Annotated in this window: 13 protein-coding genes; 7 read left to right on the forward strand and 6 right to left on the reverse strand. The window is 67.2% G+C overall.

Annotated elements, in window-relative coordinates; all coding sequences use genetic code 11:
• Positions 1-251 precede the first annotated feature (251 nt).
• Positions 252-1,766 (forward strand): right-handed parallel beta-helix repeat-containing protein, encoded by a 1,515-nt coding sequence (locus MEBOL_RS35620; protein WP_095981579.1) that lies wholly within the window; start codon positions 252-254, stop codon positions 1,764-1,766.
• 205 nt (positions 1,767-1,971) lie between these two features.
• Positions 1,972-4,179: a tetratricopeptide repeat protein gene (locus MEBOL_RS35625; protein WP_170115660.1), complete on the forward strand. Its 2,208-nt coding sequence runs from the start codon at positions 1,972-1,974 to the stop codon at positions 4,177-4,179.
• Positions 4,180-4,198: 19 nt separating this feature from the next.
• Here MEBOL_RS35625 and MEBOL_RS35630 read toward each other — a convergent pair whose 3' ends face one another.
• From MEBOL_RS35630 to MEBOL_RS35645, 4 genes are all read right to left on the reverse strand, one after another.
• Positions 4,199-6,514 carry a hybrid sensor histidine kinase/response regulator gene (locus MEBOL_RS35630; protein ID WP_095981581.1) on the reverse strand — a complete coding sequence of 772 codons (2,316 nt, stop codon included), beginning with the start codon at positions 6,512-6,514 and terminating at the stop codon, positions 4,199-4,201.
• Between the two features lie 93 nt (positions 6,515-6,607).
• Positions 6,608-8,605, reverse strand: a complete 1,998-nt coding sequence (locus MEBOL_RS35635) for an ATP-binding protein (RefSeq protein WP_170115661.1) — start codon at positions 8,603-8,605, stop codon at positions 6,608-6,610.
• A gap of 110 nt (positions 8,606-8,715) precedes the next feature.
• A complete protein-coding gene (locus MEBOL_RS35640) occupies positions 8,716-9,249 on the reverse strand; it encodes a superoxide dismutase family protein (RefSeq protein WP_095981583.1) in 534 nt (177 codons plus the stop codon).
• Between the two features lie 117 nt (positions 9,250-9,366).
• Positions 9,367-10,596 (reverse strand): cytochrome P450 family protein, encoded by a 1,230-nt coding sequence (locus MEBOL_RS35645; RefSeq protein WP_095981584.1) that lies wholly within the window; start codon positions 10,594-10,596, stop codon positions 9,367-9,369.
• Between the two features lie 99 nt (positions 10,597-10,695).
• Here MEBOL_RS35645 and MEBOL_RS35650 point away from each other — a divergent pair, with 99 nt between their 5' ends.
• Genes MEBOL_RS35650 through MEBOL_RS35660 form a run of 3 tightly spaced genes read left to right on the forward strand, consistent with a single transcriptional unit; the run spans position 10,696 to position 14,113 of the window.
• On the forward strand, positions 10,696-12,042 hold the full coding sequence (locus MEBOL_RS35650; protein WP_095981585.1) for a M16 family metallopeptidase: 1,347 nt from the start codon (positions 10,696-10,698) through the stop codon (positions 12,040-12,042).
• Between the two features lie 2 nt (positions 12,043-12,044).
• Complete coding sequence (locus MEBOL_RS35655) at positions 12,045-13,412, forward strand: M16 family metallopeptidase (protein ID WP_095981586.1); 1,368 nt, start codon at positions 12,045-12,047, stop codon at positions 13,410-13,412.
• On the forward strand, positions 13,409-14,113 hold the full coding sequence (locus tag MEBOL_RS35660; protein WP_095981587.1) for an RluA family pseudouridine synthase: 705 nt from the start codon (positions 13,409-13,411) through the stop codon (positions 14,111-14,113). The genes MEBOL_RS35655 and MEBOL_RS35660 overlap by 4 nt, the downstream gene beginning before the upstream one ends.
• Positions 14,114-14,248: 135 nt before the next feature.
• Here MEBOL_RS35660 and MEBOL_RS35665 read toward each other — a convergent pair whose 3' ends face one another.
• Together MEBOL_RS35665 and MEBOL_RS35670 are read right to left on the reverse strand one after the other, a co-directional pair.
• Positions 14,249-15,436, reverse strand: coding sequence for a tyrosine-type recombinase/integrase (locus tag MEBOL_RS35665; protein WP_095981588.1), 1,188 nt, complete (start codon positions 15,434-15,436; stop codon positions 14,249-14,251).
• A complete protein-coding gene (locus tag MEBOL_RS35670; protein WP_095981589.1) occupies positions 15,433-15,657 on the reverse strand; it encodes a helix-turn-helix domain-containing protein in 225 nt (74 codons plus the stop codon). The genes MEBOL_RS35665 and MEBOL_RS35670 overlap by 4 nt, the downstream gene beginning before the upstream one ends.
• A 1,843-nt stretch (positions 15,658-17,500) precedes the next feature.
• Here MEBOL_RS35670 and MEBOL_RS35680 point away from each other — a divergent pair.
• The gene (locus MEBOL_RS35680) at positions 17,501-18,814 is read left to right on the forward strand and encodes an IS4 family transposase (protein WP_095982807.1); all 1,314 of its coding nucleotides are present in this window, start codon (positions 17,501-17,503) and stop codon (positions 18,812-18,814) included.
• A gap of 1,148 nt (positions 18,815-19,962) precedes the next feature.
• Positions 19,963-20,232 (forward strand): hypothetical protein, encoded by a 270-nt coding sequence (locus MEBOL_RS35685; protein ID WP_095981591.1) that lies wholly within the window; start codon positions 19,963-19,965, stop codon positions 20,230-20,232.
• Positions 20,233-21,345: the final 1,113 nt, after the last annotated feature.

A 21,345-nucleotide genomic window follows, 5' to 3' on the forward strand; every position in this document is an offset into this window, starting at 1 on the left:
GGACGGCTCCACCCACGTTCTCCGCGGCGCGCGTATACGTATTCCCCTGAAAGGCGATTCAGCAATCCGCCCGCCGTTCCATGAACCCGGGGACCGCTCCATAACCTCTTGAATTCACATTGCCCGCTCGCTCCGTTCGCGAACGGGCATGCGGGGGTGGCGAATCTCGTGCGGAATGCCCAGGGCCAGCCAACTGTCCGGCGCTCGCTTCCCGGTCCCCATTGGGATCGGAACTCACACAAGGAGCGTGGATGCGCATCCGTCGTCTGCTGAAGGTCGTCTCACCCGTGGCCCTCGTGGGTGTTCTCGCCTCGGGTTCCGGAGCTCTTGCTTCCGCTGACGAGGGGGTCTTCCCCTCGGAACTGTCCATGTCCGCCACCGCGACGACCCCGGCGTTCTCCCGCGTCCTCTGGGTGTCTGCCTCGGGGCAGGACACCGCCGAGGGCAGCGAGTCCAAGCCCTTCCGCACCGTGGCCAAGGCGCTGTCGCAGGTGAAGCCGGGCGAGGCCATCTTCATCAAGGCGGGGACGTATTCCGAGCGGTTGCGGCTCGACGAGAAGGGCGGCTCCTCCAGCCGCTACCTCACGCTCATGGCCGCGCCGGGCGCGAAGCCCGTCTTCAAGGGCGGCACGGGCAGCCGCACGCCGTTGTTGGACGTGCGCGGCGCGTACTGGCGCATCGAGGGCCTTACCTTCGACGCGGCGGGGGACAAGGCCTTCGCCGCCTTCTGGCGCGGCTCGGGGGCGCACCACGGCATCCTGCGCGCCTGCACGCTCAAGAACGGCACCGAGGGCGCGGGCGTCTACGTCGCCGAGAAGGCCCAGGACGTGCTCATCGAGGGCAACAGCATCAGCAACTTCCGGCGCTCGGGGGATGACAGCCACGGCGTCTGCGTGCAGACGAATTCCAGGAACGTGATCGTCCGCGCCAATGACATCCATCACAACTCGGGGGATGGCGTGCAATGCCTGGGGCCCGAGGGCGGCGCCACGGAGGCCGGGACGCCCTTCGACAACCTGCTCGTCGAGGACAATGAGCTGCACGAGAACCAGGAGAACGGCGCGGACATCAAGACGTGCACCCGGGTGACGCTCAGGGGCAATCGCATCTGGGGCCACCGCCGCACGTCCTCGTCGGCGGGGGAGGGCATCGTGGTGCACGTGGCCGCGCGAGACGTCACGATCGAGGAGAACGAGGTGCGTGACAACGACCGGGGCATCCAGATTGGCGGTGAGCGCGTGGGCGCGCCACCCACCCACATCGTCCTGCGGCGCAACCGCGTGTTCAACGGCTCCAACACGGACGGTGGTGACGGCTCGGGCATCCGCGTGGACACCGCCATCGACGTGAAGGTGTTCCACAACACCGTGTGGAACATGCCCGCCTATGGCCTCATCGTGGGCAACGGGGAGTCCGGGCCCAGCCAGGATGTGCAGGTGCGCAACAACATCCTCGGGGCCTGCTCGGCCGCGGCGGTGCGCGCGGGCACGAGCCGCCAGGGCATGTCCTTCGACGGGAACCTCTACACCTCGCTCACGGGCGCGGCCGTGCTGCGCAACAACAACAGCTACCTGGGCCTGTCCGCCTGGCGCTCGGCCACCGGCTGGGACGCACACGCCATGGAGAAGAGCCCGGTGTTCTTCGCCTCCAGCGTCGAGGACTTCTGGCTCTCGGTCTCCTCTCCGGCGCGGGACACGGGCGTGTCCGTGGGAGAGGCCTACTGTGGCAAGGGCCCGGACATCGGCGCGCGCGAGTCCGACTGCTGAGCCACCCCCTCGCGCTGGAGGTTGTTGGGTTCACGACGCGTATTCCCGAGATGTGGACCCGAAGTGCACCTCTCCACGGAGGGAGGGCCGCGTCGCGGGATGAATTGTTGGCTCGGTCACCTGTCTCCAGGGCGGGCTTGTCCGGGATCCACGAGCGCGTCACGATCCCGGGATGGGGTGGGAGGAGGCTCGAGCCGAGGCGGCGATGCGCGCTTGGGAAGAGGTGGTGCGCTGGCACGCGGACTCGCGCGATCCCGCTCGGTGCGAGGAGGCCGCCCGGGCGCTCAATGCCCTCGGCGGGGCGCATGCGCGGCGGGGCGACGCCGCCGCGGCCCGGGCCCGTTACGAAGAGGTGGTGCGCCGTTACGGGGACAGCCCGGAGGCTCCGCTGCGGGCGCAGGTGGCCATCGCGCTCGCCGAGCAGGGCAACCTGTGGGCGGACCACGGACAGCCCGACAAGGCCCGGGTGTATGTCGACGAGCTGGTGCGCCGCCATGAAGGCCCGTCCGGGGAGCGGCTCAAGGACGTGACGGCCCGGAGCCTGATGCGGCTGGGGCGCTCCTATTGGGATCAACTGCGTCCCGAGGAGGCGAGGGCATGCTTCGAGCAGGTGGTGCGCCGCTTCGGCGGGGCGGCCGAGCCCGTGCTGCGTGAGGAGGTGGCCGGCGCCCGGTTGCGCATCTGGGCGCTGCTGCGGAGCCAGGAACGTTTTGGCGAGGCCCAACGCGAATACGAGGCGGCGGTGGGGGGCCTGGGCGACCTTCCGGGGCCCGGAGCGCGGGCGCGGATGATCGAGGTCTTCCGCGTCACGGCGGCGGGTCTCGAATGCGTGTTCTGCTACGAGGAGGCGCGGTGGTGTCTGGATGAGATGCTGAGCCGCTTCGGCGAGGTGCGCGAGGAGCCCGTGGCCGGGACCATCACGGAGCTCCTCGTCCAGCGTGGCAGGTTGTTGCGGCTCCAGGGCCGCACGGAGGAATCGCTGGCGGACTGGCGCGAGGCGATCCGCCGGGCGGATGCCTTCCCGGGGCGAGCGGACGCGCTGGCGGTGGATGCCCTGGACCGGATGGCCGAGCTGCTGAGGGATCAGGGGCGTCTGGAGGAGATGCGCGACTGCTACGAGGAAGTGGTGCGCCGCACGCCCACGTGCGTGGACCCCTGGGAGCTCCAGGTTCCCAAGGCGCTCATGGTGCTGGGGGACCTCGCCGACGCCCAGGAGCGCTGGGAGGACGCCCTGGGGCATTACGCGGAACTGGTCCGCCGCTTTGGCTGGCAGCGCGAGTTGTCGCTCAACTGGATGGTACCGGCGGCCCACCACCAGATGGGCTGGATGCTCTGCCTGCTCCGGCGGTTCGACAAGGCCGAGGTGTGCTTCAAGGAGATGATGCTGCGCTATGGCCAGGCATCCAACACCTGGTTGCGCTCGCAGGCGCTCCAGGCCCACCGCAACCTGGCCCAGGTGTACGCGATGTCGGGGCGTCTGGACGCGGCGGCCGAGTGTCTGGGTGAACTGGTGCGGCGGCATGGGGATCCGGAAGATCCCGGCTTGCGGATGCTGGTGTTCGAGGCCCTGGGCGAACTGGGCGCGTTGTGCGAGCGCACGGGACGCCGCGAGCAGGCCTATGCTCATCACGAGGAACTGTTGCGCCGGTATGCCGCGCGTCCCGACGCCTCGTCACCGGAGCTGATCGCCCAGACCCATCTCGCCCTGGCGCGCCTGTCCGGACAGGCGCGTCAGTGGGAGAAGGCCCGGATCCACTTCGAGGCGGCCATTCTCCTGTTCGATGATGATCTGCCGTCCACGAATATGCAGCGGCGGGCCCAGGCGATGCGCGACCTGGGCGCGCTCTTCCTGGAGCAGGAGCGATTGGAGGAGGGATGCTCGCTCCTGGAAGGCGTCGTGCGGCGCTACGGGGGGGAAGCCGAGCCGCTCCTGCAACTGGAAGTGGTGTTCGCGTTGCTGTCCCTCGGTGACGTGCTCGGGAGGCGGGGACGCACGGAGGAGGCCTGCGCGCGCTACGAGGAGGTGATCCGCCGCTTCGATACCTCGTCCGAGCCGTTCCTCCTGCGCCAGGTGGCCGTGGCCTTCCACCGGGAGGGCCGTGAGTGGATGGCGAAGGGCAAGCGCTGTTGGCAGCGGGGCGCCCGGGAGGACGCGGCGGCGCTCCTGTCACGGGCGCGGGAGCGGATGGAGGCGTCGCACGTCCGGGCCCCTGGCGAGCGCCTCGTCCGGGCGCATCTGGCCTATGTCTCCTTCCTGCAAGGGCGGCGGGACGAGGCCCGCGTGGCCATCGAGACACTGTTGCGCCAGGAGGGAGAGGACGCGCGGGGAGAACTGCTCGCGGCGGCCACGCCCGAGCCCATCTTCCTGGACGAGGCGTGGCGCAGACTCGTGCGGGCAATCCCCTCGGGGTAACGGGCTCACCCCCCGCGCTTCATTTGCGCTCGATCATCTCGCGGATCTTCACCGCGAGCTGATCCACGGTGAAGGGTTTGGTGAGCATCTCCATGCCCGCTTCGAGGAAGCCACTGCGGACGGCGGCGCCCTGGGCGTAGCCGGTGACGAAGAGCACGGGGAGCTCCGGGCGATTGCCGCGCGCGACCTCGGCCAGTTGCCGCCCGTTCATGCCAGGCAGGCCCACGTCCGTCACCAGCAGGTCGATCCGTTGATCGCCCTCGAGGAAGGGAATGGCCGTCTGGGCGTCCACCGCCTCCAGGGCTCCGTAGCCCAGGTCGTCCAGCACGTCGAGCATGACCATGCGCACGGTGGCGTCGTCCTCGACCACCAGCACCGTCTCTCCCGCCTCGGCGCGAGGACGCTCCGCCGGGGCGGGGGAGACGGTCTCGGTCTCGGCCTGGTGGCGGGGGAGGTAGAGGTTGAAGGTCGTGCCTCGGCCCACCTGGCTGTGGATGCGCACGTGCCCCCCGGTCTGCTTCATGAAGCCGTAGACCATGGACAAGCCGAGCCCCGTGCCCTGGCCGATGGGCTTGGTGGTGAAGAACGGATCGAAGGCGCGGGCGATCACCTCGGGCGACATCCCGATGCCCGTGTCGCTCACGCCGATGACCACGTAGTCCCCTGGACGCAGGTCGTCCTTGTCGCGGGTGTAGGCCAGATCCAGGTGCGTGTTCTTCGTTTCGATCGTCAGTGCGCCCCCACCGGGCATCGCGTCGCGGGCGTTGATGACGAGGTTGAGGATGGCGTTCTCCAACTGGTTGCGATCCGTGGTCGCCCGCCACAGCCCCTTTCCGAGGAGCCTCGTCGAGGAGATGTTCTCGCCCAGGGTGCGGCGGATGAGCTCCTCCATGGAGGCGATGATGTCGTTCACGTCCGCGGGCTTGATGTCGAGCGATTGGCGGCGGGAGAAGGCGAGCAGCCGGTGGGTGAGGGCGGCGGCGCGGGTGATGGACTGGGTCACCGCGTTCATGTACCGGTCGAGCTCGTTCACCTGGCCCCGGGCGATCCGCATCCGCATGAGCTCCAGTCCGCCCATGATGCCCGCGAGCAGGTTGTTGAAGTCGTGCGCGATGCCCGCCGTCAACTGGCCCACCGCCTCCATCTTCTGGGCCTGGCGCAGGGCCTCCTCGGTCGCGCGCTGCTCGGTGACGTCGTGGCCGATCACGTAGAAGGCGTCTTCACTGGCGGATGCGGTCCAGGAGATCGTCTTCCAGCTTCCATCCGCGCACCGCAGCCGTTGCTCCAGACGTCCCAACCGCTCGCCCCGCGTCAATCGCTGGAAGGCCTCGAGCGAGGCGGTCTGGTCCTCCGGGTGGAGGATGTCCACCAGGAAGAGTGAGCGGAGGACGTCCTCGGAGAACCCGAGCAGGCTCGACCAGGCCGGATTGTGGGATCTGAGGTGGCCTTGGAAGTCCACGACGCCCATCAGATCGCTGGAGGTGCGCCAGATGCGGTCTCGTTCGGCCGTGCGCTCCGCGATCCGTTGCTCCAGGGTGGCGTTCAGCTCGCGCAGCGCCCGCTCGTTGCGCTTGCTCTCGCTGATGTCGAGCACGGTGCCGATGAGCCGCACGGCGACGCCGTTCTCGAAGTACGTGCGCCCCTTGGCGGAGACCCATCGCTCGATGCCATCCTCGATGCCCACGGTCCGGTACTCCAGATCGTAGGTCCCCGGACCGTTGGGATCGAGCGCGCGTTGCACGGCGTGATCCGCCGCCCCCCGGTCATCGGGGTGGATGCCCTGGAGAAAGGCGGTCTCGTAGGTGACGGGGGCGTCCGGTGACAGACCGAACAACTCCTTGCAGCGCGCGTCCCAGATCAGCTCCTGTTTGCGGAGGTGGAAGTCGAAGGTGCCGAGCCGCGTCGCCGCGGTGGCCATGCGCAGCCGGTCCTCGCTGTCCCGCAGCGACTGCTCGGCTTGCTTGCGCGCGCTCAGGTCGAGCATGGCGCCAATCATGCGCAGCGCGCGTCCATCCGGGTCGCGGGCGACGAAGCCCCGGTCGAGCACATGGGCATAGGTACCGTCGGCGCGCAGGAACCGGTACTCGTCCTTCCAATTCTCGCCTCCACCGTCGATCACCGCGTGGATGCTCGCGTCGATGCGCGCCCGGTCCTCGGGGTGGATGTGATGGATCCACCACTCCCCCGTGGGTTCCACGTCCGCGAGGACATGTCCATAGGAGGCGTGAAGGGCCTCGTTCCATTGCACGTGGTTGGAGAGGAGATCCCAATCCCAGATGGCGTCGTTGGTCGCGCGCGCGGCGAGCCGGTAGCGCTCCTCGTCGATGTTGGCCACGGTGTCCTCGGTGCGGCGGGCTGTTCCTGGGGGCTGCGCGGGGGGCGCCGCCCTCTCTTGCCAGGAGCCTCGCTGGGGAGCAACGGTCCCGACTCAGGTTCCCCTCGGCAGCCGGACGCTGAAGGTGGTGCCATCGCGCTCGGTCGACGTCACGGAGAGGCCGCCACCGTGCGCGCGGACGATCTGATCCACGATGTACAGGCCCAGTCCCACACTTCGGGTCATGTTGTCCACGCCCACCACCGCGCGCTGGAGGGGTTGGAAGAGCCGGGGGAGGGCGTCGGCGGGAATCGGCTCGCCCTGGTTGTGCACCTCGAAGCATACCCCCTCGGGGTCTCCCAGGACCCGGATGTGCACGGGCGTGTCGGGAGGGCTGTACTTGAGCGCGTTGCCCACCAGATTGCCCACCAACTGCGCGAGCCGGTCCGCGTCCCATATGCCCAGGGCGTCCCCGCGCCGCTCCAGTCGCAGCTCGCGATCGGGGTGTGTGGCCTCCAGCTCATCCACCGACGCGCGGACCACGGCGTGCAGGTCCACGGGCTTGCGTTCGATCCGCAGTCCTCCCCCCAGACGTGCCTGGGTGAAGTCGAGCAGGTCCCTCACCATGCGCACCGCGCGCTCCGCGCTCGTCTGGAGCCGGGCCAGGGCGCGGATGATGGGGGCGTCCAGATCTTCCCGGCGCAGGAGCAGCTGGACCCCCAGGAGGATGGCGCCCAGGGGATTGCGCAGGTCATGGCTGACGATGCCAATGAGCTGCTGTTCGAAGCCCCGGCGCGCGCTCTCCTCCTCGGCCAGCCGCTGGGCTTCCCATCGCGCGCGGACCGCCTCCGTCACGTCGAGCGCCAGGACGATGACCCCTTCGATGACGCCGTCCACGGTGCGCACGGGCTGATAGGTGAGATTCACCCTCATCTCGCTCAGGACGCCATCTCCCCGCCGATCCAGGCGGACCACCCGCTCCTGGCCCACGAAGGGCTGACCCGTCTGGTATACATGTCTCAGGAGGATGTCGAAGTCCTGGCCCACGAGCTCCGGGAGGGCCTGCTGGAGGGTCTTGCCGACGAGCTCCCGCCCGCCCATCCACTGGTGGTAGAGCGGGTTGGCCATCTCGAAGACATGCTCGGGCCCTCGCTGGTAGGCCACGGCGATCAGGGATTGGGCGGAAAGGGCATCCAACAACGCGGTCCGGGCGCGTTCGGCCTCGTGGGAGCGATGAAGCAGGGCTTCCATGCGCCGCCGGTCGAGCACGACCTGGGTCACCTCCGTGGCCACGACGATGATGCCCTCGGTGACGCCCGCCTCGTCGCGCAGGGGCTCGTAGACGAAATTGAAGTACACGTTCTCGGGCAACCGCCCGGCGGTGCGTATCAACCGCACGGGAATCTCCGTGCCCACGAAAGGCACGCCGGTGCGGATCACCTCATAGAGGATTTCGTCGAACCCCTGGCCTTGGAGTTCGGGCATCGCGTCCATGAGGGGTTTGCCCAGGACCTGCTCGAGGGTGCGGCCCCACAGGCGGCAGATCAAGGGGTTGGCCACGTCGATGACTAGCTCGGGGCCCCGGAAGATGCCAATGGCCACGGGCGCCTGCATGAAGAGGGCACTGAGACGGGCCCGGCCCAACTCCGCGGTGGCCCTCAACCGCTCGGTCTCCTGGAGGAGCCGATCGCGTTCGGCCTCCTTCTGGCGGCTGTACTCGCTCACCGCCTCCGCGATCGAGTTGGCCACGAAGTCCGTCAACAACCGGATCTCCCCCAGGGTGATGGGGAGCGCGTTCTCCTCGATGAGATCGAACAGCATCCCCCGCAGCAGGTCGTACTCACGGACCAGCGTGTCCAGATCGAAGCCAAGCCCGAAACGCTGGGCTCCGTGGGCTCGTCCCATCTCCTGGTACTTGTGGGAGGCGGCGTTCGAATCCCGCTCCGGAGGGCTCCTCAGGTTCCTGGCGAGCTCCTGGATGAGGGCGGGCAGGTGATCTTCCAGCTCGAAACAGGAGATGGCCTTGTGAGGCAGGTCATGACGCACGTTGTCGGTCCAACGCTTGATGAGCTCGCCTTGCCGAGCTTCCAGCACGTCCGCCAACTGGCTCATGAACCTTCTCGAAGTGAGAACATGAAGGTTCATGTAACCTGATCATCCAAGGACAGGTCCGTGGCGATCCAGCGGGAGCCCGCCCGCTCGAGGGCCCATCGCCTGGAGGGCTACTTCTCCACCACACCGCACGCGATGCGGCCGCCCGCGTCACCGGCGGGGTCGGAGTGGTAGTCGTCCAGCTTGGCGTGCACCACGACGGCCGAGCCGTCCTTGTCGAACAGCCCCTTCACCTTCAGGTCCGGCGCGAAGAAGTCGAACTGCACGCGTCCTTCCTTGTCGACGTACAGGTTGGGCAGGTCCCCCTCGTGCTTGCCCTTGGGCGAGAGGATTCCGTGCGCCTTCTTCTTCGGGTTGAAGTGGCCGCCCGCCGTCGTGAACGCCGGCGCCTCGCACTTGCCCGCCTCGTGGATGTGGATGGCGTGCTCGCCCGGGGGCAGGTTCGTCAGCGTGCCCTTCACCAGCACGCCGGTCGGCGTCTGCTCGAAGGTCACCTCGCCCACGTCCTTGCCCTGCGCGTCCTTTAGCGGCGCCTTCGCCGTCTCTCCCTTCGGGGGCGGCGCCTTCGTCCCCGCCTCCGGCGTCTGCGCCAGGGCGGGCGTGGTGGTGAGGGTGGCGGCAATCAGCAGGGCGCGAATCGTCATGGTGTCAGGCTCTCCCGAGGGGTTCAGGGTGCTACGAAACGGGCGTGACACTAACTTCGACCGTCGCCCGATGAAGCGGAAAGTCGGCCCCCTCGCCCGCGCTCTGCCGCGCAGTCATCACTTGGGGAGGGGAGAAGGGCACCGCTCGGCCCTGAGCCGCAGCCGCCGGGGGCCTCGGAGCAGGAAGGACTCACCCCAATCGATGTCGTGCTCCTGGCCGGACGCGAACGCGAGCTGACGCACCCGGGGCAGCAGTTCCTCCAGGGCCACCCGGGCCTCCAGTCGCGCGAGCGGGGCGCCCAGGCAGAAGTGCACCCCGTGCCCGAAGGCGAGCTGGCCCTGATCCTCGCGGGTGATGTCGAAGCGCTCCGGCTCCTTGAAGCGGCGGGGGTCCCGGTTGGCGGCCGCGAGCACCAGGAAGAGGCGGGTGCCCTCGGGGATGGGGTGGCCGGCGATCTGGGTGTCCTGGGTGGTCATGCGCATGAGCGACTGGACGGGTCCCTCGTAGCGCAGCGTCTCCTCGATGGCGGAGGGGACGAGGGTGGGGGTGGCCTGGAGGCGCGCGAGCTCCGAGGGCGCGCGCAGCAAGGAGACCAGGGCGTTGCCGAGCAGGTTCGTCGTGGTCTCGTTGCCCGCCACGAGCAGCAAGCGGGTGAAGGAGATGAGATCCTCCACCTCCAGGAATCCCTCGGCGGCCTCCACGAGCGCGCTGATGAGATCGTCCTGGGGCTCGCGGCGGCGGCGCTCGATGGTCTCCTCCAGGTAGGCGTGGAGCTGCTCGAGGCTCTGGAGGATGGGACCGGGGTCGAGCTTGCCCTGGGACAGGGCCACCGTCTGCACCACGTGGTCCGACCAGCGCTTGAAGTCCTGACGGCGCTCGGGCTCCACGCCGAGCATCTCGCTGATGACGATGACGGGCAGGGGCACGGCCAGTTCCGCCATCAGGTCGAACTCCTCGTGGGCCAGCATGGACTCGAGCAGTTGGCGGGTGATGGCGCGGATGCGCGGTTCCATCTCGGCGACGCGGCGGGGCGTGAAGGCCTTGCTCACCAGGGTCCGCAGCCGGGTGTGCTGGGGCGGGTCCGAGGCGATGAGGTTGTTCTGGGCGCGGAAGAAGCGGCGGGCCTGCTCGCCCACCTCCTTGGGCAGGTGGAGGCCCGGGGCGATGCGCTGGGAGGAGAACAGCGCGGGATTCTTCAGGATGGGGGCGATGTCGTCGTAGCGGGTGATGGCATGGGTGCCACCAAAGGCCGCCAGCACGTGGACGGGCGCGCTCTCCCGGAGCGCGGCGTAGAAGGGGTAGGGATTGCGCAGGTTCTCGGGCGACCACATGGCTTGCGGCTGCATCTCGCTTCCTCCGGCGGGGGCGGGAAAGGGAAGTATGCCTGACAGTCCATCCGTGAAACGCGTGTTTGCCCCCCCAGGGAGCCGTTATAGGGTGCCTCCATGGCGAAGGCTCAAGCGAAAACCGCCCCTCGCACGGCGGACCCCATCCTGCAGTCCCTCTTCGACGTCCAGGAGGCCACCCTGCCCAATGGCCTCCGGGTGCGCCTGCTGGCCAACCCCCAGACTCCGGTGGTGAGTCTTTACACCTTCTTCCAGGTGGGCAGCCGCAACGAGCGCCCCGGCATCACCGGCATCAGCCACCTGTTCGAGCACATGATGTTCAACGGAGCCAAGAAGTACGGCCCCAAGAAGTTCGATCAGGTGCTCGAGTCCAACGGCGGCCGCTCCAATGCCTACACGTCCACGGACATGACCGTGTACTACGAGGACTTCGCCGCGGACGCGCTGGAGACGGTGCTGGATCTGGAGTCGGACCGGATGCGCTCGCTGCGCATCAACGACGCCGCGCTCACCAGCGAGCGCCAGGTGGTGATGGAGGAGCGCCGCGTCCGGGTGGACAACGACATCACCGGCATCATGGACGAGGAGCTGGGCACGCTGGTGTGGAAGGCGCATGCCTACCGCTGGCCCGTCATCGGGTGGATGAAGGACATCGAGAACATCACCCGCCAGGACTGTGAGCAGTACTTCCGCACCTACTACGCGCCCAACAACGCGGTGCTCTACATCGTCGGGGACATCGATCCGAAGAAGACGCTCGCGCTGGTGCGCAAGTACTACGGGGACATTCCCAAGGGCCCCACGCCCGCGCCCGTGCTCAACGCCGAGCCCGAGCAGAAGGGCGAGCGCCGCGCCGAGGTGCGTCACCCGGCCCAGTCCCCGGCCCTGATGATCGCCTACCGGGGCCCCTCCGCCCGCGAGGAGGACACGCTCCTGCTCGACATCCTCCAGTACGTGATGACCAAGGGCGAGGGCAGCCGTCTGGTCAAGAAGCTCGTCTATGACACCCAGCTCGCCGTCTCCGTGGGCGTGGATTGGGGCTGGCGGGTGGATCCCGGCATCATCCTCTTCTTCCTGGAACTCAAGCCGGACTCGGATCCCCGCAAGGTGGAGGAGGCGCTGTACGCGGAGCTGGCCCTGCTGGCGGCCGAGGGCGTCACCGAGCGCGAGCTGCAGAAGGCGAAGAACAACCTGCGCGCGGATCACCTCCGGGAACTGGCCACCAACAGCGGCCGCGCCCACGCCATGGGCCACTACGAAGCGCTGCTCGGCTCGTGGCGGGATGGGCTCAGCCTGCCCTCCGTGTACGCGGCGGCCACCCACGAGCAGGTGCGCGCGGTGGCCCGGAAGTACTTCGCGCCCGAGCGCCGCTCCGTGGTGACGCTCCTGCCCTCGGCCCCCGAGGCCGGCGAGGAAGTGGCCGCGGACGGAAAGGAGGTGGCGTGAACATGGCCACCAAGCGTCCGAAGTCCGTTGCGGTGAAGGCCGCCTCCGCCACGAGCGGACTGATGTTGCCCACGTTCCACGAGAGCACCACGTCCAGTGGCCTGACGGTGCTGGCGGCCCAGCGGGGGCCGTTGCCGCTCGTGGCCGTGCGGCTCGCGGTGCGCGCGGGCAGCGCGGTGGATCCCCAGGACAAGCATGGCCTCGCGGACTTCACCGCGCGGCTGATGCGCCGGGGCACGGCCCGCCAGAGCGCGGATGAGATCGACGAGGCCATCGAGTTCGTCGGCGCGAGCTTCGCGGTGGGGAGCAACGAGGACCTGCTGTCCTTCTACGTCACCACGCCCGCCGAGCACTTCCCGGCGATGCTGTCCCTGCTGGGGGAGCTCGTGCGCGAGCCGTCCTTCCCCGAGCGCGAGGTGGAGCTGGCGCGCGAGCGGGCCCTGGCGGGGTTCGCCAACGATCTGGACGATCCGTCAGTCATCGCGGACCGGGCCTTCACGCGGGCGCTGTGGGGTAAGCATCCCTATGGCCATGACGTGGGGGGCAGCACGGCGCACGTGCGCACCTTCACGCGCGAGGATCTGGTGCGCTTCCACCGCGAGCGGCTGGGCCCCAAGGTGGCGCTCCTGTCGGTGGTGGGCGCGGTGGAGCCGGGGCTCGTGGCCGAGGAGGCGGAGAAGGCCTTTGGCGCGTGGAAGGGGGGGCCGGACAAGCCGGAGCAGCCGCCCGCGGCGGGGAAGATCGCCTCGGGCCGCATCCTGCTGGTGGACAAGCCGGATCAGACGCAGACGCAGGTGCGGCTGGGGGGCCCGGGCTTTCGCATGGGCCACGAGGACTACTTCCCGTCCGCGGCGATGAACAACGTGCTGGGCGGCGGCTTCACCTCGCGGCTGGTGAACGAGGTGCGCGTGGAGCGAGGCCTCACCTACGGCATCAACAGCTACTTCGACATGCTCAACGTGGGGGGCGTCTTCGCCATCTCCACCTTCACCCAGACGGAGCGCACGCGCGAGATGCTCGATGTGTCGCTCGCCGAGGTGGCCAAGGTGCGCGAGAGCGGCATCAGCGCCGCGGAGCTGAAGAAGGCCCAGCGCTACCTGGCGGGGCTCTACCCGCTGCGCACGGAGACGAACGAGTCGGTGGCGTCCGTCATCGGCGACATCCGGGTGCATGGGCTCGGGGATGACTGGGTGGAGAAGTTCCGCGAGCGGCTGTTCGCCGTGAAGCCCAAGCAGACGCAGGAGGTGGCGGCGAAGTACCTGTTCGCCAAGGCGCCGCTCATCGTGCTGCTGGGCAAGGCGTCCGCGGTGAAGAAGCAGCTCAAGGGGCTGGGGTCGGTGACGGTGGTGCCGGCCTCGGACTACGAGTGAGCGGCCTCCGCGTTCTGTTCGAGGGCGCGGGGCTGCTCGCGGTGGACAAGCCCGCGGGGATGCTCGTCATCCCCGGGCGCTCCGAGGACGCGGCGCCCTCCCTGCGCGAGGAGCTGGAGGCCCGGCTGAAGCGCAAGGTGTACGTGGTGCACCGGTTGGATCGGGACACGTCGGGGGTGGTGGTGTTCGCCCTGACGCCCGAGGTGCACCGCACGCTGTCCATGGCCTTCGAGTCGGGCCAGGTGCACAAGCGCTACCTCGCGCTGGTGGAGGGGCGTCTGGAGGCGCGCCACGTCGTGGACGCGGCGCTGGCCTCCGGGCGCAAGGGCCGCATGCGGGTGGCTCGGCCGGGCGAGGAAGGCAAGCCCTCGACGACGAAGTTCCGGCCCGTGGAGGTGTTCGCCTCGGCGTCACTCGTGGAGGCCGAGCCGCTCACGGGACGCACCCACCAGATTCGCGTGCACCTGCTGTCGCTCGGGCACCCGCTCCTGGTGGACCATCAGTACGGCCGGGACACGCCCTGGACGGCGCGGGAGCTGGGTGGAGTAGGGGAGGGCCAGGTCCTGGCGCGCACGCCCCTGCACGCGGCGCGGTTGGAGTGGCCGGCCCTTCCCGGCGTCGAGGCGCGGGTGCTGGAGTCCCCGCTCCCCGAGGACATGGCGAGCGCCGTGACGCTGCTGCGCGCGGGGATGTCGACTTGAAGGGGCCCTATTCCTAGGGCTCGGGTTCGATTCCCGCCGCCTCCATCCCGAGAAGCCCAGCAATCTTAAGGGGTTGCTGGGTTTTTCTTTGCCCTCGTTTTCTTCATGTGCCCTCAGTGTGCCCCTCGGGCGTCTCTAGCCCAGAGCGGCACGCGGCTGGGGGATGGGCCGATCCAACTCCTTCACCGCGCTCTCCCGCGCCTCGGGCGATAGGTGCGCGTACCTCATGGTCATTTCGATGGTCGCGTGCCCCATCAACTCCTGAATGACCTTGAGGGCAACGCCCCGCATCGCAAGGTGGCTGCCGTAGGTGTGCCGCAGGTCGTGCCACCCGATGATGCCCTCTGGGCGGCTGATGCCCGCCATGCGCAGCGCCCGCAGGAGCGGGTGCTTGGTCATCCCAGCGGTGAGCGGCTGGCCGTCCGGCTGACAGAACACGTAAGGGCCGCGCAGGTGGCGGTGTGCCTTGAGTACCTCCACAGCCGACGCGGGCAAATCCACCGTTCTTTCCCGTCCACCCTTGGGGAGCCCCACCACGCCGCGCCAGATGGTCCGGCGCACGTGGAGCTTGCCGCGCTGCAAGTCCAGGTCTGCCCACTGGAGCCCGATCAGTTCCCCAAGCCGCAGCCCTATCTTGAGCGCCACGAGGATCAACGTCCGCCACTCAGGTTCAGCAGCGTTGATCAGGCGCTCGGCTTCTTCGAAGGAGAGGAAGTCAAAGGCGGGCTTGTCCGTCTTGAACAGCTTGACGCGCGGGACGTGTTGGATCACGCCCTGTTCTTGAGCCAGTGCCAGCAACTTGTGCAGGACCGTCAGAACGTTGTTGATGGACTTGAGGGAGAGCAGCTTCACCCCACCGGAGCCCTTGCGCTTGAGGAGGGCCGCCCGCGTGGGGGCTTCCTTCCGTGCTCTCGCGCCCGAGGGCTTCTTACGCATGGCCGCCTTGAAGTCTTCGATCTCCGCTGGACCGATGGCGTCAAGGGACGTGTTGCCGAACGCGGGGATCAGATGGTCATCCAGGATCTGCCGCTTGGTGACGACGCTGGAATGCTTGTTGTTGTTCTCGCTGTACGTCAGGAAGCGCGGGACGAACTCCCCGAGGGTGGGGACTCGGCCTGCGCTGTTCTCCTTTCCGAAGGTTCCGGTGAGAAGCGCATGGCGGATCTGCCGCTCGTACTCCTCGGCACCCCGGCGGGTGTTGATGGGCGAAGCCTTGCGGATGCGCTCCACCCTGCCGCTCGGGTGCTGGTACTTGACGTCCACCCACCACGCCTCTTGCACCTTGCTCTCCTTGGTCTTCCACTGCCGCAGTCTGACGCTCATGGCTTCTTGTCTCCGAGCGCAGGCCTGCTGTTACCGGGGCTCCATGTTAGCAGCGTGTCCCGATGGATGCGGAGGATTCGCCCGAGCCGAGCAACCCCGGGCACCTGATCGAACCGGATCGCCTCGTAGAGGGTTTTCCGGTTCACGCGCAGCAATTCGGCGGCTTCCTCCACGGTGAGAAAGGCGGGCGCGTTGCTCGCAGTCAGAGGGGGCGCGCTCATGGCTGATCCCCCTTCTGCATCGACGCGGCGGCTTGGGCCGATTGAGCACGGCAATCTCCGCGTTTCGCGCTGGAGCACGCACGGAGGTCAGACGAGCGCGGCGCGTTGGGGCGCTCCACGGCTGCGGACATGGTCAAGGCGTGACTGCTGGGAGGGGAGAGCGCGCCTGCGTCAGACGCGGGCCGCTGCGGTGCGTGGAGCACGCGAGCGCAGCGGGTAGCGTTCACGCTCGCCAGCACTGCACCCATGCAGCACGGCTGGCAGGTAGCGCCAGAACGCGCGGCGCATTCTGGCGTGACGCCTGGCGCCGCCTGGAGTGACCACAGGCGCGCCCTGGCGTTCCTCCTGGCGTTTCGCCCGGCGTTGTCGCCAGCTTGCAAACAACGGCGCAGCAGTGCGCCGCAAATGGAGGGGACTCCCTCCAAGGATCCGATCCTGTCCATCCTTCACGCCCTTCCGTACACGCCCAAACAGCCCAGAACTGCCCATGGCAGGAGTGACACAGCGCCACAGTGCATGTCCAGGTTACGCGCGAAACGCGGCGTTGATCGGCAAGCGTGCAACCGGGCAACCAAGGGCCAATGCGGGCGAGAGGAAGGAGCATTCGCGGCAAAGCGGCCCGGATGAGCACGTGGAGCGGGGCAGGGCTGACGACGCCACTTAGAGGCTGTTGAAATGGACCAAGCAGGCACAAGGAATAGAGCCCGCCCAGTAGGAGGGCAGCCGCCAAGCATTGCGCTTAAGTAGAGAGCGCTGCTGACCCGAGGGTAAATTCAACAGCCTCTTGGTACTACTCAGCCTCTTGGTACTACTCGGTCACTTCGAGCGCCCTCCGAGGAGGATTTGCCCTCGAAATTCCACAGCGGACCTCCGGAAGTGACCGAGTCGTATTAGATACATGCGTGGATGAGTTTCAGCGCACGTATCAGTTCATGCTTGTTCCCCCAGGTGTCCTCCGCCTGAATATCGCGAAGCAGTTCCAGAGGCCCTTGAATCCAATTATCTGCGTTCTTCGTGTTGATCGAGAGCCGAGGATAGTTGGGATCGACCCGACCAATCATGTCCTCGAAGTACCACCATCGTCGGCCGGCCTGCCTCTGCCTGACGAACAGCTTATAAATCATTCGATCCCGCTTCGACGCAAACCCACTTCTAGGTGCAAGGCACTCCCACTTTTGGGGCGAGGAGTTTCTCAGTTGCTCCTCAAATGTAGCCCAATGGTAAGCCTTTTCGTTGAAGCCCCGGCAGGGAGGACAAAACTGAGGAGGCTGTCTGTCTCTAGTGAGTGGTACTCCTCCCGCGTCCAGACCATAAGGGATTGCGGATCCGCAATCACAACTGGACACTCCAACAGAATTCGCACCTCTGAGTACCAACTCGGGATCAAGTGGGTCGATGTCGAACCAAGTCCGAGCAGCGACTTCATCGCAAAAGACCAAATCCCAGCCAGTTCCCCTCTGCATTTCCACCGCCAGATGGCCCCAAGCACTAATGCCGTCGAAGCACTTCTGGTACGGGAAATTCAAATCCATTCTGGATTGAAGATTACGAACGCGCGTCCTGTGAGACATCTCGTCTTCCCTACGGTCTGACCAAGCTGATCCCGCACATCAACCGGCCCCGTTTGGAGACGGCGGACATACCTCTTAAACGCACCACTTTCAAGGTCATGTGGAGGGTGCTACCCTAGCGGTCAGGTGGGAGGGTGAAAGCCCACCTGGGCGGAAGTGGGTCCGGGGAGCCGGACGGTCGAGGCAAATTCCTCGCGCCCCATCGCGGAGGAACAAACGTGGCCTTGAAGGCAATCATGGAGCGTTTCACGCAGCGCAGTCCCGTCACGGTGATGGTGCGCCGCACGCTTGAGCATGCCCTGAGTTCGCAATGGATTGATGAGGTATTCGAAGCGAACCGAGAGCAGCAGTACACGCGCGAGTTGCTCTTCTCCTCGGTAGTGGATTTGATGGGAGTGGTGGCGCTGGGACTGCGACCGTCGCTGCACGCCGCGGCGCAGTCCGACCCGGACTTGACCGTCTCGCTGGCGGCGCTCTACGACAAAGTCAATCACACCGAGCCCCAGGTGGTGCGAGCCCTGGTGCAAGGGAGCGCGGAGAGGTTGTTGCCCGTGGTGCGGCCCATGAAGAAGCAGGGGCCGTGGGCGGCGGGTTACCAGGTGCGAGTCTTGGATGGCAATCACCTCCCCGCCAGTGAGAAGCGGCTCAAACCGTTGAGAGAATTCCGAGGAGCTGCGCTGCCCGGACAGTCGTTGGTGGTGTATGCGCCGGAGTTGAGCCTGGTGGTGGATGTGCTGCCGGCTGAAGACGCGCATGCACAAGAGCGGGCGTTGATGGGGCCGGTGTTGGAGCGAGTGCGGGAGGGAGAATTGTGGCTGGCGGACAGGAACTTCTCCACGAGCCGGATTCTGCGCGCGGTGCATGAAAAGAGAGCGGCCTTCATCATCCGAGAGCACGGCGTGTCGCCCAATCCGACCGCGCTGGGGGAGCGGAGGGAAGTAGGCCGAGGGCCAGCGGGACGTGTGTACGAGCAGGCAGTGCGAGTGGAGGGGGAAGAGCCGTTGGAGTTGAGACGGATTGAAGTGGAGTTGGAGGAGCCAACAGAAGACGGGGAAACAGCCATTCGGCTGCTCACGAACGTGCCCGAGGAGAAACTGAGCGCCGTGGAGGTAGCGCAGCTGTACAGGAAGCGCTGGACGATTGAAGGGATGTTTGGAGAGTTGGAGGCCGTGCTCGAGAGCGAGGTGCGGAGTTTGGGGAGACCACGAGCGGCGCTGCTGGCCTTTGGGGTGGCGGTACTGGCCTACAATGTGTTATCGGTGGTGAAAACCGCGGTGGAAGCCAGCCATGACCTGGAGGCTGCCAATATGCAGGTGTCCACCTATTACATTGCCGCCGAAGTGAAGTTCGCTTACGGAGGAATGATGATGGTGGTGGAGCCGGAGGACTGGAGCGGACAGGAGGTACGGAGCGCGGAGCAGTTGAGTGAGCTCCTGCTGGAGCTAGCGAAGAAGGTGAAGCCTTCCACATTGCGCAAACATCCCCGCGCCGCCAAGAAGAAGGTGAAGAAAGGCTATGTACCGGGAGAGGTGGCGCGCAAGCATGTGGCAACAGCACGTGTGCTCAAGGGCGAGAAAATCTCCTGAACAGCAGACGGAGGCCAACCAAGGCAGGCAAGAGACCAGTAGCACCGCAGCGCCGGGCGCTTCATGGCATGGCTATGTCTGATGGTCTGCCCAGCTTCACTGATGCGCCCTCATCCGCCCTGTCTAAACCATAAAGGTGGCGAGCCACTATTCGACCTTGAAAGGGGTGCCTCTTAAACGCTGTCCTGCGGCGCTAGACCACTTCTCTGCTCCCCCGGTGCGGGCGGAGTAGAGCGCAATGAAGGACTGACAGCGAGCCCGCAATAAAGATACAAGGGACCCACATCGTCGTCAACCTTGAGAGGATGTGGGCTGGCGCCGATGGGGTGGCTCAATCCGTAGCCCAACATTTTGAGCCTGTTCGGCTGCTGGGGGCCCAAATTCTTTGCTTGCTCGCCCCAGTTCAACAGCCTCTTAGCGGGACTGAGAACGGAACTGACACGAGCTTCCCCGGCGCCACCGCCGGGGCCACCGCCGAGGCCACTCCGGCGCCACCGTCGGGGCCACTCCGGCGCCACTCCGGCGCCACCGGGCAAGCGGTCCGGCGCCAGAGCCAGGGCGGCGTTCAGCGTCGCGCGGCGCCCCGGCCCTTAGAGCACGCGCGGTGACTCTCCCTGGCGCCGCGCGCGTCGGAGGCCCGGCCGCTCTGCTCGGGCTGCCCCGGCCCGTGGAGCGCGCCAGGGCCACAGTGCGGCTCACCGTGGGCCCGAGCGCGTCGGACGCTCGGCCGCTCTGCTTCGGGCAGTCCTTGCTCCTTTGCGCGCGCCAGGGCCACAGCAGCGCTCACCGTGGCGCACGGGCCAGGGCCGCAGCAAGGCTCACCGTGGCACGGGCGAGCGTCGGACACTCCGGGCGCTCTGCTCGGTAGCTGATCGCCGTGCCCCGTCTGAGAAGGAGGAGGGTGAGTGGCCTGCCGAGCCAGTCGAGGAAGCAAGGCGGCCCGCTGCGTCAGAGCCCTCCGCGCCCTGTTCCCACTCCGAGTGGAGCAGGTATGCTCGCCTGGGGCTCATGAGCGGTGGACACCCCATCACCATGGGGCAGGGCACGCATTTACCGACATTCACGGGGACATGCTCCGGCTACTGGACCCAGCCTGATCCGGTGCATATCACCATGCGTAGTTACCGAACACCCACTGGAGCACAGTAATGCACTCCTGGATCAAGACTGATGACCTCGCCGCTTTTTACCTGTCCAGATTCGGTACGGAGCGGCTCCCGTTTGACATGCCCACCATCGCGAAGCGGCGGGGAATCACGCCGGGGAGCATGGATATGCGGATCAGAAATTTCGAGGCGTACGTGGGAAAAGGCGGACTGGTAAACATTGCAAAGAAATCCGTGGAGGTCTTCGAGCAGTACAAGGACACTCCCGAGCCCGAGCTTCGGAACCTCGCATTCCCTGAACTGGCCCGATAAAGCGTAACTGTTCGCCGTACCCGCCTGAAATTGAGGAGAGGGAGCGGCCTGCCGAGCTGGAGGAGGGCGCGAGGCGGATGCTGCGTCAGCGTCCTGCGCGCCCTGTGCCCACTCCCAGTGGAAGCGGGCTGTCCGTCTGGCGGCTCAGGAGCGGTGGACACCCCATCGCCACGGGGTTAGGCAAGCAGCTACCCTTTTCGCGCGCGGCAGCCCGGACCCGTGGGAGCAGGCGCGGCGCCCTTCGTCGTGCGGCCCTCCCGCTCCCCGGCGTGGAACAGGTGCGGTGCCCTTTCGCGCTCCCCTAGCGGATGGCAGCGGCGCCTTTCTCCGGCGCGTGCCAGGGGCCGCAGCAACGCTCACGGTGGCACGTGCCAGGGGCCGCAGCGGTATCAGCCAGGAGCACGCGCGCGTCGGACGCTCGGCCGCTCTGCTCGGGCAACTCTTCCCCGTGGAGGACACGCCAGGGCCGCAGCAGCGCTCACCGTGGATCACCGCGCGCGTCAGACACGCCCGGCGCCCTGCTCGGGCTGCCCGGTCCGTGGATCACCCGCTAAGGGCCGCAACAGCGCTCACCGTAGCGCTCGCGCACATCGGACATTCCCGGCGCCCTGCGCGGGCTGCCCGGGGCCAGGGGAGCACGCGCCAGAGCCGCAGCAACGCTAACCGTGGCGCACGCGCGCGTCGGACGCTCGGCCGCTCTGCTCGGACAGCCCCGGCCCGTGGAGCACGCGCGCGTCGGACACTCTGGGTGCCCGCTCGGGCAGCCTTGCCTCGTGGAGCACGCACCCCAGCCCGGCAGGGAGGCCGTACGAAACGCGCCAACACGCGACGCCCCGACCCGTCGAGCGCGCCAGGGCATCCCATCCGACAGCGGCAGGCCCAGCCCTTCAAGAGCGCCAGCACGCATCAACAGCCGGGTGCCTTCCGTGAGAGCGCTATCGCCTTACTCCTTATCCCACTTCTCGTGCAGTTTCAGTGTGGCTGAAAAGTCCGTGCCGGGGCCATAAGCGGCGGGATACTGCTTGATCGTCTCACGGAGAACATGCCGGTATTGTTGACGCATCTCCTTGTTATCGAGCCGACCTTGAAGGGTTTCCCAAGCCAATCGTTCAA

It is taken from the genome of Melittangium boletus DSM 14713, assembly GCF_002305855.1.
GTDB lineage: Bacteria > Myxococcota > Myxococcia > Myxococcales > Myxococcaceae > Cystobacter > Cystobacter boletus.